The sequence below is a fragment of the Pseudorhodoferax sp. genome (assembly GCF_047601025.1).
Classification (GTDB): Bacteria; Pseudomonadota; Gammaproteobacteria; order Burkholderiales; family Burkholderiaceae_C; genus Pseudorhodoferax.
This window is the reverse complement of sequence record NZ_JASGJZ010000001.1, coordinates 5061273-5075889: the sequence shown is the minus strand read 5'-3', so window position 1 is coordinate 5075889 and position 14617 is coordinate 5061273. Positions and strand designations below refer to the sequence as shown.

Here is a 14617-nt window from a genome sequence, read left to right as displayed (position 1 = left end):
TGCAGATGAGCGACAACGACTGGAAATTCGAGACCCTCTCGGTGCACGCCGGCTACCGGCCCGACCCGACCACGCGCGCCGTGGCGCCGCCGATCTACCAGACCGTGGCCTACGCGTTCGACAGCGCGCAGCACGGCGCGGACCTGTTCGACCTGAAGGTGCCGGGCAACATCTACACCCGCATCATGAATCCCACCAACGATGTGCTGGAGCAGCGCATCGCCGCGCTGGAGGGGGGCATTGCCGCGCTGGCGCTGGCCTCGGGCCAGATGGCCGTGACCTACGCCATCCTGACGATCGCCGAGGCCGGCGACAACATCGTCAGCAGCACCGCGCTGTATGGCGGCACCTACAACCTGTTCGCGCACACGCTGCCGCAGTACGGCATCACCACGCGCTTCGCCGACCACCGCGACCCGGCCAGCTTCGAGCAGTTGATCGACGAGCGCACCAAGGCCGTGTTCGTCGAGTCGCTCGGCAACCCGGCCGGCAACGTGACCGACATCGCGGCCATCGCCGCCGTGGCGCACCGCCACGGCGTGCCGCTGATCGTGGACAACACCGTGCCCTCGCCGTACCTGTTGCGGCCGATCGAGCACGGCGCCGACATCGTGGTGCAGTCGCTGACCAAGTACCTGGGCGGCCACGGCACCAGCCTGGGCGGCGCCATCGTCGATTCCGGCAAGTTCCCCTGGGCTCAGCACAAGCAGCGCTTCCGGCGCCTGAACGAGCCCGACGTGAGCTACCACGGCGTGGTCTACACCGAGGCGCTGGGCCCGGCCGCCTACATCGGCCGCGCGCGCGTGGTGCCGCTGCGCAACACCGGCGGCGCGATCTCGCCGTTCAACGCCTTCCTGATCCTGCAGGGCATCGAGACGCTGGCGCTGCGCATGGACCGCATCTGCGCCAACACGCTGGCGCTGGCCCGGTACCTGCGGCAGCACCCCAAGGTGCGCTGGGTCAACTACGCCGGGCTGGAAGACCACCCGGACCACGCGCTGGCGCGCAAGTACATGGGCGGCCGCGCCTCGGGCCTGTTCACCTTCGGGGTGCAGGGCGGCGAGGGCGGTGGCCGCGAGGCCGGCGCGCGCTTCCTCGACGCGCTCCAGCTGTTCACGCGGCTGGTCAACATCGGCGATGTGCGCTCGCTGGCCACGCACCCGGCCTCCACCACGCACCGCCAGCTCTCGCCCGCGGAACTGGCCAAGGCCGGCGTGGGCGAGGACACGGTGCGCCTGTCCATCGGCATCGAGCACGTGGACGACCTGAAGGCCGACCTGGACCAGGCGCTGGCGGCGGTCTGAACCCGGCTGGCGGCAAGGCCGCACGCGGCTCCCGGGATGGGGGGCGGCGTGCGGCCTTTTTGCTGGGCGGCTCCAGCGCCCCTTATGCCGCCCGGTTCTTTGGAAACCAGAAAACATTCGTTGGGCCGGCGCGCGGCGCGGCCTACATTGCCTGCACCGTTCATTCCGCAGCCATTCCAAGGAGATCGCCGATGTCGTTCGAAGTTGCCGAAGCCGTCCTGCCTGCCGTGCTGCAGGAAGCCCGGGCGCGTGCCGCCGCGCAGGGCCTGCCGTATGCCGGCGGCGTCGCGCCGCGCCAGGCCTGGGAGCTGCTGCGCACCGGGCAGGCGCTGCTGGTGGACGTGCGCTCGGCCGAGGAGCTGAAGTTCGTCGGCCATGTGCCCGGCAGCCTGCACGTGGCCTGGGCCACCGGCACCGCGCTGACGCGCAACCCGCGCTTCGTGCGCGAACTCGAGGCCCGGCTGGCCCGGGACGGCGGCAAGGACGCCACGGTGCTGCTGCTGTGCCGCAGCGGCAAGCGCTCGGCGCTGGCGGCCGAGGCCGCGGCCAGGGCCGGCTTCGGCAACGTCTACAACGTGCTCGAAGGCTTCGAGGGCGAGATCGACGCCCACGGCCAGCGCGGCCACGGCGACGGCTGGCGCTTCCATGGCCTGCCCTGGGTGCAGGACTGACCCGCCCCTGCAGCGAAGGACACGCCTTGGCACAGTTCGACATCACGGGGATCGTGCGCGCGCTCGGCGGCGTGCGCGACGAATGGCGCTCGGCGCAGAAGCGCTCGCGCGAGCCGGGCGGGCGCGAGTTCCCCTCGCGCGAGGCGCTGGCGCAGATCGTCGAGGGCCTGAAGGGCGCGCTGTTCCCGATGCGCCTGGGCCCGCCGGACCTGCGCGTGGAGAGCGAGGACTACTACGTCGCGCACCAGCTCGACACCGCGCTGCACGCGCTGCTGGGCCAGGCCCGGCTGGAGCTGCAGTACGGCCACCGCCATGCGCCGCTGCCGGCCGAGCAGGTCGAGCGCCAAGCGCGCGAGGCCGTGCAGGCCTTCGCCGAGGCGCTGCCCGGCACGCGCCGGCTGCTGGACAGCGACGTGCTGGCGGCCTACCACGGCGACCCGGCCGCCGGCAGCGTGGACGAGGTGCTGCTGTGCTACCCCGGCGTGCTGTCGATGATCCACCACCGGCTGGCGCACGCGCTGTACCGGCTGGGGCTGCCGCTGTCGGCGCGCATCATCGCGGAGCTGGCGCACGGCCAGACCGGCATCGACATCCACCCCGGCGCGCGCATCGGCGCGGGCTTCTTCATCGACCACGGCACCGGCGTCGTGATCGGCGAGACGGCCGAGATCGGCGAGCGCGTGCGCATCTACCAGGCCGTCACGCTGGGCGCCAAGCGCTTTCCGGCCGACGCGGACGGCACGCTGAAGAAGGGGCTGCCGCGCCATCCCGTCGTCGAGGACGACGTGGTGATCTACGCCGGCGCCACCATCCTGGGCCGCGTGACCATCGGCGCCGGCGCCGTGGTCGGCGGCAACGTCTGGATCACCGACGACGTGCCGCGCGGCGCCAGCGTCACGCAGGCCAGCCTGCACGCGGCGCTGCCGCCGCGCTGACCGCAGGAGGGCAGGCATGAGTCCGCTGGTCGAGCACTTCGGCATCGCCGTGCGCCAGCTGCGCGAGCAGCGCGGCTGGTCGCAGGAGCACCTGGCCGCGCTGTCGGACCTGAACCGCAGCTATGTCGGCGAGGTCGAGCGCGGGCGCGTGATCGCGTCCATCGTCACCGTGCACAAGCTGGCCCGCGCGCTGCAGGTGGACGCGGCCGCGCTGCTGGCCCGCGGCGAGCAGGTGGCCTCGCAGCGGCGCCTGCGCCTGGAAGCCTTGGCGGCTATAGGCGGTTGAAGGCCGCGGCGGCCGGCTCGACACTGCCGGCGCTTTGTCTCACGAGGGAGTTCGAATGACTGCAACCGTCGGCGGCACCACCGCCCTGGGCGATGCTGGCGCACGCCAGCTAGCCAACGCCACCAAGACCGTTCCGCAACTGGCGACGATCACGCCGCGCTGGCTCACGCACCTGCTGCAGTGGGTGCCGGTGGAGGCCGGCATCTACCGCCTCAACAAGGTCAGGAACCCCGAGGCGATCAAGGTCACCTGCACCGCCAAGGAGAGCGAGAACCAGCTGCCGCGCACCTACGTGGACTACGAGGAGCACCCGCGCGAGTACTTCCTGAACGCCGTCAGCACCGTGCTGGACGTGCACACCCGCATCTCCGACCTCTACAGCAGCCCGCACGACCAGATCAAGGAGCAGCTGCGCCTGACGATCGAGACGATCAAGGAGAACCAGGAGAGCGAGCTGATCAACAACCCGGACTACGGCCTGCTGGCCCAGGTGACGGACGAGCAGCGCATCTTCCCGCTGTCGGGCCCGCCGACGCCGGACGACCTGGACGAGCTGCTGACCAAGGTCTGGAAGGAGCCGGCCTTCTTCCTCGCGCACCCGCTGGCCATCGCCGCCTTCGGCCGCGAGGCCACGCGCCGCGGCACGCCGCCGCCCACGGTGAGCCTGTTCGGCTCGCAGTTCATCACCTGGCGCGGCATTCCGCTGATCCCGTCGGACAAGGTGCCGGTGGCCGACGGCAGGAGCAAGATCCTGCTGCTGCGCGTGGGCGACAAGCGCCAGGGCGTGGTCGGCCTGTTCCAGCCCGGGCTGCCGGGCGAGCAGGGGCCGGGCCTGTCGGTGCGCTTCATGGGCATCAACAACCACGCCATCGCGTCCTACCTGATCTCGCTGTACTGCTCGCTGGCGGTGCTGGTTCCCGACGCGCTGGCCGTGCTGGACGACGTGGAGATCAACCGCTACCACGACTATGCGGCGCTGGACACCTACAAATGAGAAGCCGTGAACGCATCCCCCACGTCCACGCGAAGGCCCTCGATGAGGGGTCGCCTGCATCGCCAGCGCCATGCCCGGGGCTTCGCCCTCTGGGCCGGGGCGCACCGGCCCGCGTGCGGGCGTTGCAGTCCTTGCCCTGGCACCTGCCAGGGCGGTGGCCTGCGCCTGGGGCCCGGCGCACCCGGTCGTGGGCGCGACCGATCCGTTCACGGCGTTTGAGCAGCAGCGCGCCATGACGACTGCCGTCCTGCCCTCCGGCCCGCAGGCGCCGATCGATCCCGCGACGCTGGCGCGCATGGCGTCGGCGCTGTTCGCGGCGCTGCCGGACGCGGCACCCCGTCCCACGGGCCTGGGCCTGCCCGGCGGCACGCCCCCCCCGTCCACGCTGCCCGGTGTCGGGCAGGCCGAGCCGCTCGCCGACGTCCAGGCGCCGGTCAACATCGCGCCGCCGGGCTCGCCGCTGGCCAGCCCGGCCGGCTTCGGCCCCTCGGTGCCGGGCACGCCGATCCCGCAGGGCACGCTGCCGGGCGCCAACCTGCTGCCGGCATCGCCCACGCCCACCGCCTCGCTGGCGCACCGCGCGCCGGCGCTGCTGCCGCACGCGCAGGCCGGCAACGGCGTGCCCGACGCGGTACTCGGCCCGCTGCCGGCCTACGAGCCGCGTTTCGGCAGTGCCGTGCTGGGCGTGCCCGGGGCTGGCGGCGCCAGCGCCCAGCAGGCCGCCGCGCACCCGGCCACGGGCGCCGCGCCGTACTACTTCCTCGACCCGGCGCACGGCCAGCCCTCGGCCGGCGGTGCCGACCCGGCCCGCGCCGCCGACCCGGTCCGCGTCACCGACCCGGCCCGCGTCACCGACCCGGCCCGCGTCACCGATCCGCTGGACGCGCTGGCCGGCCAGCCGTTCGCGGCCGCCGCCACGCCGCCGCGCGCCGCCGGCGTGCCGAATGGCCCCGGCTCGCCCACGGCCACACCCCCGGCCGAGCCGAAGTTCTACTTCGTCGACGCCGTGGTGCTGCCCAGCGGCCAGGTGACGCCGGCCAAACCCGCGCCGCACGGCGCGGCCACGCCGCTGGCCGAGGCCGGCCGCCACCCGGCCTTCGACGTGCACGCGGTGCGGCGCGACTTCCCGATCCTGGCCGAGCGGGTGAACGGCCGGCCGCTGGCCTGGCTCGACAACGCCGCCACCACGCACAAGCCGCGGTCGGTGATCGAGCGGATCGCGTACTTCTACGCGCACGAGAACTCCAACATCCACCGTGCCGCGCACGAGCTGGCGGCGCGCGCCACCGACGCCTACGAGGGCGCGCGCGAGCGCGTCCGGGCCTTCCTGAACGCACCCGACGTGAACGAGGTGATCTTCATGCGCGGCACCACCGAAGCCATCAACCTGGTGGCCCAGAGCTGGGGCGGGCAGCACGTGGGCGAGGGCGACGAGATCGTGGTGAGCCACCTGGAGCACCACGCCAACATCGTGCCCTGGCAGCAGCTGGCCCGGGCCAAGGGCGCGCGGCTGCGCGTGATCCCGGTCGACGACGCGGGCCAGGTGCTGCTGGACGAGTACCGCAAGCTGCTGAACGACCGTACGAAGATCGTGGCCGTCACCCAGGTGTCGAACGCGCTCGGCACGGTCGTGCCGGTCAGGCAGATCGTGGAGCTGGCGCACCGCGCCGGCGCGAGGGCGCTGGTCGACGGCGCGCAGTCGGTCTCGCACATGCGCGTGGACGTGCAGGACATCGGCGCCGACTTCTTCGTGTTCTCCGGCCACAAGGTGTTCGGCCCGACCGGCATCGGCGCGCTGTGGGGCCGGCGCGAGGTGCTGGAGGACATGCCGCCGTGGCAGGGCGGCGGCAACATGATCGCCGACGTGACCTTCGAGAAGACCGTGTTCCAGCCGATCCCGAACACCTTCGAGGCCGGCACCGGCAACATCGCCGACGCCGTCGGCCTGGGCGCGGCGATCGACTACGTGAACCGCATCGGCCTGGACAACATCGCACGCTACGAGCACGAGCTGCTGGTCTACGGCATGGACTGCCTGCGCCGCATCCCCGGCGTGCGGCTGATCGGCACCGCGCCGAACAAGGCCAGCGTGATGTCCTTCGTGCTGGTCGGCCACGGCACCGACGAGGTCGGCCAGGCGCTGAACGCGGAGGGCATCGCCGTGCGCACCGGCCACCACTGCGCCCAGCCCATCCTGCGCCGCTTCGGCGTGGAGACGACCGTGCGCCCCTCGCTGGCGTTCTACAACACCTTCGAGGAGATCGACCGGCTGGCGGCCGTGGTGCGGCGGCTGGCGGGGCAGCGGCGGGTGGGGTAGGGCGGGGTTCACGCCGCGGCGCCTGGCGCCGCAACGGCGTTCAGTGGCGCGGTTCAGTCCGTACTGGTGGGCCGCTGGCCGGCTGGCGGCCGCGCCTCGCCAAGGCCTCGCGCAGCAGGCATTCGACCTGCGCGTTGACGCTGCGCAGTTCCTGCGCGGCCAGGCGTTCGACCTGTTCCCAGACGGCGGGGTCGATCCGCAGCGCGAAGGCCTTCTTGCCGGGGCTCGCCATCGGGACGGGCGCGGGCTGCGCTTCAGGTGTAGAGCGTGCCCGCGTTGACCACCGGCTGGGCGTCATTGTCCGAGCACAGCACGACCAGCAGGTTGGACACCATGGCGGCCTTGCGCTCGTCGTCCAGCGTGATCAGGTTGCGCTCGGACAAGCCGTTGAGCGCGGCCTCGACCATGCCAACCGCGCCGGCCACGATCTGGTGCCGCGCGCTCACGATGGCCGTGGCCTGTTGGCGGCGCAGCATTACCTGGGCGATCTCAGGCGCGTAGGCCAGGTGGGTCAACTTGGCGTCGATGACTTCCACGCCGGCATTGGCGAAGCGGCGGTTCAGGTCATCCCGCAGCGCATCGGCCACGACATCCAGGCCGGCGCGCAGCGTGGTCTCGTCGGCTGCGAGGTCCTCGCCGTTGTCGTAGGCGTACTGCGTGGCCAGGTGGCGGATGGCCGCCTCGGCCTGGATGCTCACGAACTTGTTGTAGTCGTCGATCTCGAAGACCGCGCGTGCGGTGTCGCGCACGCGCCAGACCACGGCAGCGCCGATCTCGACCGGATTGCCGCGCTTGTCGTTGACCTTGAGCGGCGCGGTGTTCAGATTGCGCGCGCGCAGCGAGATCTTGGGGCCGGTCTGCAGGGGATTGGTCCAGCGCAGGCCGTCCATTCGGTCGGTTCCGACGTAGCGGCCGAACAGCGTGAGCACCTTGGCCTCGTTCGGCTGCAGCATGTACAGGCCGGCCAGCAGCACCGCCGCGCCGATCAGCAGCGCCAGAGCCAGCGGTGTCGCAATGCGGTAAGGGGCCAGCGTGTCCCGCCGCATGAACAACAGCACCGCGGCAGCGACCAGCGCTGCAGCGATCGCCGCCATGCGGTAGCCGCTTTGCGAGCGGTAGCGCGATTCGTTGAGCACAGCGCGGGGTGGGGTGTCGGCCGAGGCAGTCATCGGTGTCTCCGGTCAAAAGTGATATCACTCTAGTATCCGACCGATGCGGCGTCAACCGAGGGCAGCCGGGAAAAAATTCCGCCACCGCTGAGAATGGCGGCCGTTCCACCTCCACCTCGGGGCTGCGCGCCGGATCGCGGAGCCCGTCTTGCCATGACACCGGGCCAACATTTCATCCATGCATGCCTCGCGCTGGTGCTGGCCATGCGGCTGGCCTCGGGCTGGGGCGTGCTGCCGGCCACGCTGTCGCTGTGGGTCGTGCTGTTGCTGCTGGCCGGGCTGGTCGATGCCCTGTTCCAGCGGCGGTTCGGGCCGCCACAGGTGCCGGCGGTCGACGTCCATCCCCCCACGGCGGCTCCCGCCCCGGTGTTCCGGCTGGAACCTCTGCCGCGCCTGCCGCCACGTGCCGATGCCGTGCGCCACACCGCGCCGGCGGGGCGCGAATGGCGCCGGCATGCCGCCGACATCGACGTGTACTGCAACGAGCGCTATCCGGCAGGTACGGGCTTCTGCGCCATCTACGAGCTGTTCCTGCGCGAAGGCGACGCGCTGCTGCTGCGCTTTCACCCCGATGCGCAGGCCGGGCGCGCGCATGCGCACTGGCGCTGCGACCTGTGGCGGCAGGAAGAGGAGGGAAGGCGCGCGGAGGAGTCGAAACAGATCGACGTCGGCAGCGGGGCCGAGGCCCGCATCCGGATCGAGCGGACCGGCGTGTACGCGCTGGGCGTCGGCCAGGGCATCGATCCGAGCACCTCCGAGGGCCGCATCGGCGTCTGGGTGGCGGTGCCCTCGGCGGATGCGCTCTCGCCGTCCCTGAAGCCGGCGACCATTTCCGGTTGCCGCTACGCGCGCACGGCGGACGGGGACCTGGTGGTGCGGATCGAACACGAGTGCGCCTGGCAGACGCATGCCCGCCTGCCGCAGCGCGAAATCCACCGCGTGCCGCAGGGCGCGCTCCTGCTGTTCGCCAACACCACCGACGCCTGGGACGCATCCGGCATCGCCGACCCGGCCAGCGACTGGCAGAGTTCGTTCCGGCACCTGCATCGCTGGTATTTCCAGCTGAGCCGTGGCGACGTGCTGGTGCTGGAACGGGCCTGGCAGGCCGGCCTGTTCGGCCAGAGATTGCCCGACGAGGACGGCTTTGTCGGCTTCACCAACCGAGACCTGCATCTGTACAAGTTCGTGCGCGGGCCGCATCTGTCGTACCGCGACAGCAGCACCGACGGCCGCCAGGTGATCACCTGTGATGCCGATGGCTTCTACTGCCTGGAACTGGCGCTGCATGGGCCGCCGCCGTGGCGCGGCCGGCCGTCGACGGATTTCGTCGACCTGCGCCTGTGGGGTGCCTTCCTGCAGCGCCCGCAGGCACTGCGCGACTTCGACCTGCGCGAGGGCCGTGTCGAGGACCGGTACCGGATGCTGATGCCGGTGCCGCGAGGGCTGGCTTAGGCGGCCGCCCTCGGCGAGCCTCGGCGTGTGGTGGTAGGTCGGCCTGCTTGCGGAGTGTGTGTTCCGCTCGCGGCGTCCCGGACGCTGTGAACGGGTCGATCACGCCCGCGACGCGGTGTGCCGGGCCGCGGGGCGAGGCCCCGGGTACGGCGATGGCGGTGCGCGTGGACGCCCACACCACGGGCCTTCTCGCGTGGGCGTGCGGGATGCGCGTTTGCGGCTGGTCAGTCGTCCAGCAGCGACAGGTCGCGCACCGCGCCCTTGTCGGCCGACATCACCAGCTTGGCGTAGGCCTTCAGCGCCGCGGACACCTTGCGTGCGCGCGGCCTGGCGGGCTTCCAGCCCTTGGCGTCCTGCGCTTCGCGGCGGCGCGCCAGTTCCTCGTCGGAGACCAGCACGTCGATCGTGCGGTTCGGGATGTCGATGCGGATGCGGTCGCCGTCGCGGACCAGGCCGATCGCGCCGCCGGCCGCCGCCTCGGGCGAGCAGTGGCCGATCGACAGGCCCGAGGTGCCGCCGGAGAAGCGGCCGTCGGTCAGCAGCGCGCAGGCCTTGCCCAGGCCCCTGGACTTGATGTAGCTCGTGGGGTAGAGCATCTCCTGCATGCCGGGGCCGCCCTTGGGGCCCTCGTAGCGCACCACCACCACGTCGCCGGCCTTCACCTGGTCGGCCAGGATGTGCTCGACCGCCTCGTCCTGGCTCTCGACCACGTGGGCCGGGCCCTCGAACACGAGGATGGATTCGTCCACGCCGGCCGTCTTGACCACGCAGCCGTCGCGCGCGATGTTGCCGGTCAGTACCGCCAGGCCGCCTTCCTGGCTGAAGGCGTGCTCGTGGGAGCGGATGCAGCCCTCGGCGCGGTCCGTGTCCAGGCTGGGCCAGCGCGTGTCCTGGCTGAACGCCACCTGGGTCGGGATGCCGGCCGGGCCGGCGCGGTAGAAGGTGCGGACGGCCTCGTCCTGCGTGCGCGTGATGTCCCACTGCTCCAGCGCCTCGCCCAGCGTGGGCGCGTGCACCGTGGGCACGTCGACGTGCAGCTTGCCGGCGCGCTGCAGCTCGCCCAGGATGGCCATGATGCCGCCGGCGCGGTGCACGTCCTCGATGTGGTACTTGTTGGTGTTGGGCGCGACCTTGCACAGCTGCGGCACGCTGCGCGAGAGGCGGTCGATGTCGGCCATCGTGAAGTCGACCTCGGCCTCCCGCGCGATCGCCAGCAGGTGCAGGATGGTGTTGGTCGAGCCGCCCATCGCGATGTCCAGCGTCATCGCGTTCTCGAACGCCTTGGCGCCGACCGAGCGCGGCAGCACGCGCGCGTCGTCCTGCTCGTAGTACTGGCGCGCCAGCTCGACAATGCGGCGGCCGGCGCGCTTGAACAGCTGCTCGCGGTCGGCGTGCGTGGCCACCACGGTGCCGTTGCCCGGCAGCGCCAGGCCCAGCGCCTCGGCCAGGCAATTCATGGAGTTGGCGGTGAACATGCCCGAGCACGAGCCGCAGGTCGGGCAGGCCGAGCGCTCGACCTCGGCCACCTCGGCGTCGCTGACCTTGCTGTCCGCGGCCATGACCATGGCGTCGATCAGGTCCAGCTTCCTGATCTGCACGGTCTGCGTGCCGGGCACGGCCAGGCGCACCTTGCCGGCTTCCATGGGCCCGCCGGAGACGAAGATCACCGGGATGTTCAGCCGCATCGCGGCCATCAGCATGCCGGGCGTGATCTTGTCGCAGTTGCTGATGCAGACCATGGCGTCGGCACAGTGCGCGTTGACCATGTACTCGACCGAGTCCGCGATGATGTCGCGGCTGGGCAGCGAGTACAGCATGCCGTCGTGGCCCATGGCGATGCCGTCGTCCACGGCGATGGTGTTGAACTCCTTGGCGACGCCGCCGGCGGCCTCGATCTCGCGCGCGACGAGCTGGCCCAGGTCCTTCAGGTGCACGTGGCCGGGCACGAACTGGGTGAACGAGTTGACCACCGCGACGATGGGCTTGGAGAAGTCGTCGTCCTTCATGCCGGTGGCGCGCCACAGCGAGCGTGCACCGGCCATGTTGCGGCCGGCGGTGGAGGTCTTGGAACGGTATGCGGGCATCGTGGTTGCTGGAAACGTGAAGCGAAAGGAGAAGCCGGCGGCCGGATCGTCCGTCGGCGGGCCCTGCGCCGGCCTGTACGGCGGCGCGGCCGGGCGGCGCGCGGCAAAGCCGGCCATTATCCTCCGGCCGCACCGGCGCGGCAGGCCCGCTGGCTAGAATCGCGGGTTGCACGCGCGCGCCGCGCCGCTGCGCGCCCCCGATTTCTTCATCCCTCGAAAAAGGACGTTCCAGCATGTACCAGGAAGACAACGACGACACCACGCGCGTGGGTCTGTGGATCACCTTCGGCGTCGTGGCCCTGGTGATCATCAGCACGGTCAGCGCCGTCGTGGTGCGCCAGCTGCGCGGCATCGAGGCCGTGCCGCCTGCGGCAGCCGCCCAGACCGTCCTGCTCGTCGAGGAAGAGGTCGTGCTGATCGAAGCCCCGCTGGTCGGCGACCTGGTCGGCACGCTGTACTTCGGCACGGCCGAGTCCGCGCTGCCGCCCGGGGCCGCTGCCGAGCTGGACAAGGTGGTCCAGGCCCTGGCGGCCGCACCCGGCCGCAAGGTCGTGCTGTCGGGCTTCCACGACGAGACTGGCGACCCCGCCAAGAATGCCGAGCTGGCCAAGCAGCGCGCGCTGTCGGTGCGCGCCGCCCTGGTCAAGGCCGGTGTCGACCGGTCGCGCATCATGCTGCGCAAGCCCGAGATCACGACGGGCAGCGGCAGCGACCAGGAAGCGCGCCGCGTGGAGATGCGGCTGGTGGATTGAGGGGAGCGCCTGCGGCCGCTGCCCCGGGCCGCGGGCGTCGCTCAGTCCGAGATCTTGTCCTTCAGCTTGTCGCCGCCGCGGCGGATCGCGTCGCCGGTCTTCTCCATGCCGGTGCCGATGGCGTGGCCGGCGCGCCGGGCGCCGTGCTTGATGGCCTCGCCGGTGCGGTGCGCACCGCGCTTGACGGCTGCGCCGGCATCGTGCGCACCTTCCTTGATGCTCTCCTCGGCGCGGGCCGCCGGGCCCGGTTGCGGATTGCGCGGGTCCGTGCCGCGGTAGTTCCGCAAGGCTTCTTCCATGCGCTGCTCGCGCGGCGGCGTGTCGGTGTAGTCGTAGGCCTGCGCGGGCAGGACGGCGGCCAGCCCGGCGGCCGTGGCGAGCAGGGCGAGAAAGCGATGGTGCATGGTGGGCTCCTTGGGCTCCTGATGGTCGGATGGCCGCCAGCCTACGCCCGGTGTCCGCCCCATGCTGCCGGACGCCGGCGCGAGTTCGCGTGCGCCGCCGCTGACGCGCTGGCGGCGGGCGGCCGCGGACCGGCGCGTGTCCAGCCGCGCGGCTAAGATCGCCGGCCCGCTGCCTGCCATGTCCGACTCCCTCGCGTCCTTTCCCCAGGTGTCCGTCGCGCCCATGCTCGACTGGACCGACCGCCATTGCCGCTACCTCCACCGGCTGCTGTCGCGCCGCGCGCGCCTGTACACCGAGATGGTGACCACCGGCGCGCTGCTGCACGGCGACGTGGCGCGCCACCTGCGCATGGACGCGGCCGAGCACCCGGTGGCGCTGCAGCTCGGCGGCAGCGAGCCGGCGGAGCTGGCGCAGTGCGCGCGGCTGGGCGAGCAGTGGGGCTACGACGAGATCAACCTGAACTGCGGCTGTCCGTCCGAGCGCGTGCAGCGCGGCGCCTTCGGCGCCTGCCTGATGGCCGAGCCGCAGCTGGTCGCCGACTGCGTGAAGGCCATGGTCGATGCCGTGCGCGTGCCGGTCACGGTCAAGCACCGCATCGGCGTCGACCGCCACGAGGACTACGGCTTCGTGCGCGACTTCGTCGGCACCGTGGCGCAGGCCGGCTGCGGGACCTTCATCGTCCACGCCCGCAACGCCTGGCTCAAGGGCCTGTCGCCCAAGCAGAACCGCGAGGTCCCGCCGCTGCGCTACGCGCTCGTGCACCGGCTCAAGCGGGACTTCCCGGCGCTGCGCATCGTGATCAACGGCGGGCTCACCACCAGCGCGCAGGTCGGCGAGCAGCTGGCGCTGCTGGACGGCGCCATGCTCGGCCGCGAGGCGTACCACAACCCCTGGTGGCTGGCCGAGTGGGACGGCCGCTTCTTCGGCCTGCCGGAGCAGCCCGGGCGCACGCGCGAGGCGGTGGAAGACGCCATGGTGCGCTACATGGAACGCGAGGCGCGCGCGCACGGCACGGGCTGGTACGCGATCGCGCGCCACATGCTGGGCCTGCGCCACGGCCTGCCGGGCGCGCGGCGCTGGCGCCAGGTCTGGAGCGACCACCGCCTCAAGGCGCTGGCGCCGGCCGAGGTCCGCGCCCTGGCGCATGCCGGCGCCGCCGCCGCGCCGGCGGCCTGAAGCCGCTAGCATCCGTCGCTCGCCCGCGCCGGGCGCCGGCCTTCGCGCGGCCGGTGGGCCCGCGCGGATCCGCCTCGACGACCAGCCAACGGAACGACATGACCAGACCGCGCATCCTGCAGATGGGCAAGCTGCTGCCCTCCCTCGAACAAGCCCTCGCCGCCGCGTACGACGTGCACCTGCTGGCCGGCGAAGCCGATCCCCGGGCCTTCCTCGCGCGCGAAGGCGCCAGCTTCGCCGGCGTCGTGACCAATGCCGCGCTGGGCGTGGACGCGGCCACGATCGCCGCGCTGCCCGGGCTGCAGGTCATCTCCAGCTTTGGCGTCGGCTTCGACAAGGTGGACGTGGCCGCGGCCCGGGCGCGGGGCATCCCGGTCGGCTACACGCCCGACGTGCTGAACGACTGCGTGGCCGACACCGCGTTCGGCCTGGTGATCGACGTGGCGCGCCGCTTCAGCGCGGCGGATCGCTTCCTGCGCCGCGGCAGCTGGCTCCAGGGGCCGTTTCCGCTGGCCACGCGCGTCAGCGGCAAGCGCCTGGGCATCCTGGGCATGGGCCGCATCGGCAGCGTGATCGCGCGCCGCGCCAGCGGCTTCGACATGCAGGTGCGCTACCACAACCGGCGGCCGGTCGAGGGCTCGCCCTACGGCTACGAGCCCACGCTGGAGAGCCTGGCGCGCTGGGCCGACTTCCTGGTCGTGGCCGCGGCCGGCGGCGCCGGCACGCAGCACCTGGTCTCGCGCGAGATCCTGGCCGCGCTGGGCCCGCAGGGCTTCCTCGTCAACATCGCGCGCGGCAGCGTGGTCGACGAGCAGGCGCTGGCCGAGGCCCTGGAGAGCGGGACCATCGCCGGCGCCGGGCTGGACGTCTACGCGGACGAGCCGCGCGTGCCGGCCCGCCTGATCGCCTGCGACAACGCCGTGCTGCTGCCGCACCTGGCCAGCGGCACGCACGAGACGCGCCGCGCCATGGCCGACCTGGTGCTGGAGAACCTGCGCAGCTTCTTCGCCACCGGGAAGGTCGCCGTCGCGGTTCCCTGAAAGGCCCGCTACGCTCCGGGGACCACCATCCC

Annotated in this window: 14 protein-coding genes; 10 read left to right on the top strand and 4 right to left on the bottom strand. The window is 72.2% G+C overall.

The genetic code is table 11. The features are described from left to right. Positions 1–5: 5 nt before the first annotated feature. From QM782_RS23395 to QM782_RS23370, 6 genes are all read left to right on the top strand, one after another. The gene (locus QM782_RS23395) at positions 6–1304 is read left to right on the top strand and encodes an O-acetylhomoserine aminocarboxypropyltransferase/cysteine synthase family protein (protein WP_415205261.1); all 1299 of its coding nucleotides are present in this window, start codon (positions 6–8) and stop codon (positions 1302–1304) included. Between the two features lie 191 nt (positions 1305–1495). Beyond that, complete coding sequence (locus QM782_RS23390; protein WP_415205260.1) at positions 1496–1975, top strand: rhodanese-like domain-containing protein; 480 nt, start codon at positions 1496–1498, stop codon at positions 1973–1975. 26 nt (positions 1976–2001) lie between these two features. After that, positions 2002–2910, top strand: coding sequence for a serine O-acetyltransferase EpsC (gene epsC / locus QM782_RS23385; protein WP_415205259.1), 909 nt, complete (start codon positions 2002–2004; stop codon positions 2908–2910). Positions 2911–2926: 16 nt separating this feature from the next. After that, positions 2927–3196, top strand: coding sequence for a helix-turn-helix domain-containing protein (locus QM782_RS23380; RefSeq protein WP_415205258.1), 270 nt, complete (start codon positions 2927–2929; stop codon positions 3194–3196). A gap of 55 nt (positions 3197–3251) precedes the next feature. Further along, entirely contained in the window at positions 3252–4190 is a 939-nt protein-coding gene (locus QM782_RS23375; RefSeq protein ID WP_415205257.1) for a family 2A encapsulin nanocompartment shell protein, read from the top strand. A 232-nt stretch (positions 4191–4422) separates the two neighbouring features. After that, positions 4423–6507, top strand: a complete 2085-nt coding sequence (locus tag QM782_RS23370) for a family 2A encapsulin nanocompartment cargo protein cysteine desulfurase (RefSeq protein ID WP_415205256.1) — start codon at positions 4423–4425, stop codon at positions 6505–6507. A gap of 40 nt (positions 6508–6547) precedes the next feature. Here QM782_RS23370 and QM782_RS23365 read toward each other — a convergent pair whose 3' ends face one another. Further along, entirely contained in the window at positions 6548–6739 is a 192-nt protein-coding gene (locus tag QM782_RS23365; protein WP_415205255.1) for a hypothetical protein, read from the bottom strand. Between the two features lie 22 nt (positions 6740–6761). Then, on the bottom strand, positions 6762–7676 hold the full coding sequence (locus QM782_RS23360) for an SPFH domain-containing protein (RefSeq protein ID WP_415205254.1): 915 nt from the start codon (positions 7674–7676) through the stop codon (positions 6762–6764). A gap of 153 nt (positions 7677–7829) precedes the next feature. Here QM782_RS23360 and QM782_RS23355 point away from each other — a divergent pair, with 153 nt between their 5' ends. Continuing rightward, a complete protein-coding gene (locus QM782_RS23355) occupies positions 7830–9128 on the top strand; it encodes a hypothetical protein (protein ID WP_415205253.1) in 1299 nt (432 codons plus the stop codon). Between the two features lie 224 nt (positions 9129–9352). On the opposite strand, the gene ilvD is transcribed toward QM782_RS23355, so the two are convergent. After that, complete coding sequence (gene ilvD / locus QM782_RS23350; protein ID WP_415205252.1) at positions 9353–11212, bottom strand: dihydroxy-acid dehydratase; 1860 nt, start codon at positions 11210–11212, stop codon at positions 9353–9355. Between the two features lie 233 nt (positions 11213–11445). Between ilvD and QM782_RS23345 the strand changes: the two genes are divergently transcribed. After that, positions 11446–11964, top strand: a complete 519-nt coding sequence (locus QM782_RS23345) for an OmpA family protein (RefSeq protein WP_415205251.1) — start codon at positions 11446–11448, stop codon at positions 11962–11964. A gap of 41 nt (positions 11965–12005) precedes the next feature. Here QM782_RS23345 and QM782_RS23340 read toward each other — a convergent pair whose 3' ends face one another. Next, positions 12006–12368, bottom strand: coding sequence for a hypothetical protein (locus QM782_RS23340; protein ID WP_415205250.1), 363 nt, complete (start codon positions 12366–12368; stop codon positions 12006–12008). 178 nt (positions 12369–12546) lie between these two features. On the opposite strand from QM782_RS23340, the gene dusA reads away from it, so the two are divergent. Together dusA and QM782_RS23330 are read left to right on the top strand one after the other, a co-directional pair. Continuing rightward, complete coding sequence (gene dusA / locus QM782_RS23335; RefSeq protein WP_415205249.1) at positions 12547–13545, top strand: tRNA dihydrouridine(20/20a) synthase DusA; 999 nt, start codon at positions 12547–12549, stop codon at positions 13543–13545. Between the two features lie 98 nt (positions 13546–13643). Next, entirely contained in the window at positions 13644–14585 is a 942-nt protein-coding gene (locus QM782_RS23330) for a 2-hydroxyacid dehydrogenase (RefSeq protein WP_415205248.1), read from the top strand. Positions 14586–14617 lie beyond the last annotated feature (32 nt).

Bases quoted from the DNA above. Each gene is read 5' to 3' on its own strand.
- QM782_RS23395 (WP_415205261.1), top strand. From the start codon at position 6: ATGAGCGACAACGACTGGAAATTCGAGACCCTCTCGGTGCACGCCGGC.
- QM782_RS23390 (WP_415205260.1), top strand. From the start codon at position 1,496: ATGTCGTTCGAAGTTGCCGAAGCCGTCCTGCCTGCCGTGCTGCAGGAA.
- QM782_RS23380 (WP_415205258.1), top strand. From the start codon at position 2,927: ATGAGTCCGCTGGTCGAGCACTTCGGCATCGCCGTGCGCCAGCTGCGC.
- QM782_RS23375 (WP_415205257.1), top strand. From the start codon at position 3,252: ATGACTGCAACCGTCGGCGGCACCACCGCCCTGGGCGATGCTGGCGCA.
- QM782_RS23370 (WP_415205256.1), top strand. From the start codon at position 4,423: ATGACGACTGCCGTCCTGCCCTCCGGCCCGCAGGCGCCGATCGATCCC.
- QM782_RS23365 (WP_415205255.1), bottom strand. From the start codon at position 6,739: ATGGCGAGCCCCGGCAAGAAGGCCTTCGCGCTGCGGATCGACCCCGCC.
- QM782_RS23360 (WP_415205254.1), bottom strand. From the start codon at position 7,676: ATGACTGCCTCGGCCGACACCCCACCCCGCGCTGTGCTCAACGAATCG.
- QM782_RS23355 (WP_415205253.1), top strand. From the start codon at position 7,830: ATGACACCGGGCCAACATTTCATCCATGCATGCCTCGCGCTGGTGCTG.
- ilvD (WP_415205252.1), bottom strand. From the start codon at position 11,212: ATGCCCGCATACCGTTCCAAGACCTCCACCGCCGGCCGCAACATGGCC.
- QM782_RS23345 (WP_415205251.1), top strand. From the start codon at position 11,446: ATGTACCAGGAAGACAACGACGACACCACGCGCGTGGGTCTGTGGATC.
- QM782_RS23340 (WP_415205250.1), bottom strand. From the start codon at position 12,368: ATGCACCATCGCTTTCTCGCCCTGCTCGCCACGGCCGCCGGGCTGGCC.
- dusA (WP_415205249.1), top strand. From the start codon at position 12,547: ATGTCCGACTCCCTCGCGTCCTTTCCCCAGGTGTCCGTCGCGCCCATG.
- QM782_RS23330 (WP_415205248.1), top strand. From the start codon at position 13,644: ATGACCAGACCGCGCATCCTGCAGATGGGCAAGCTGCTGCCCTCCCTC.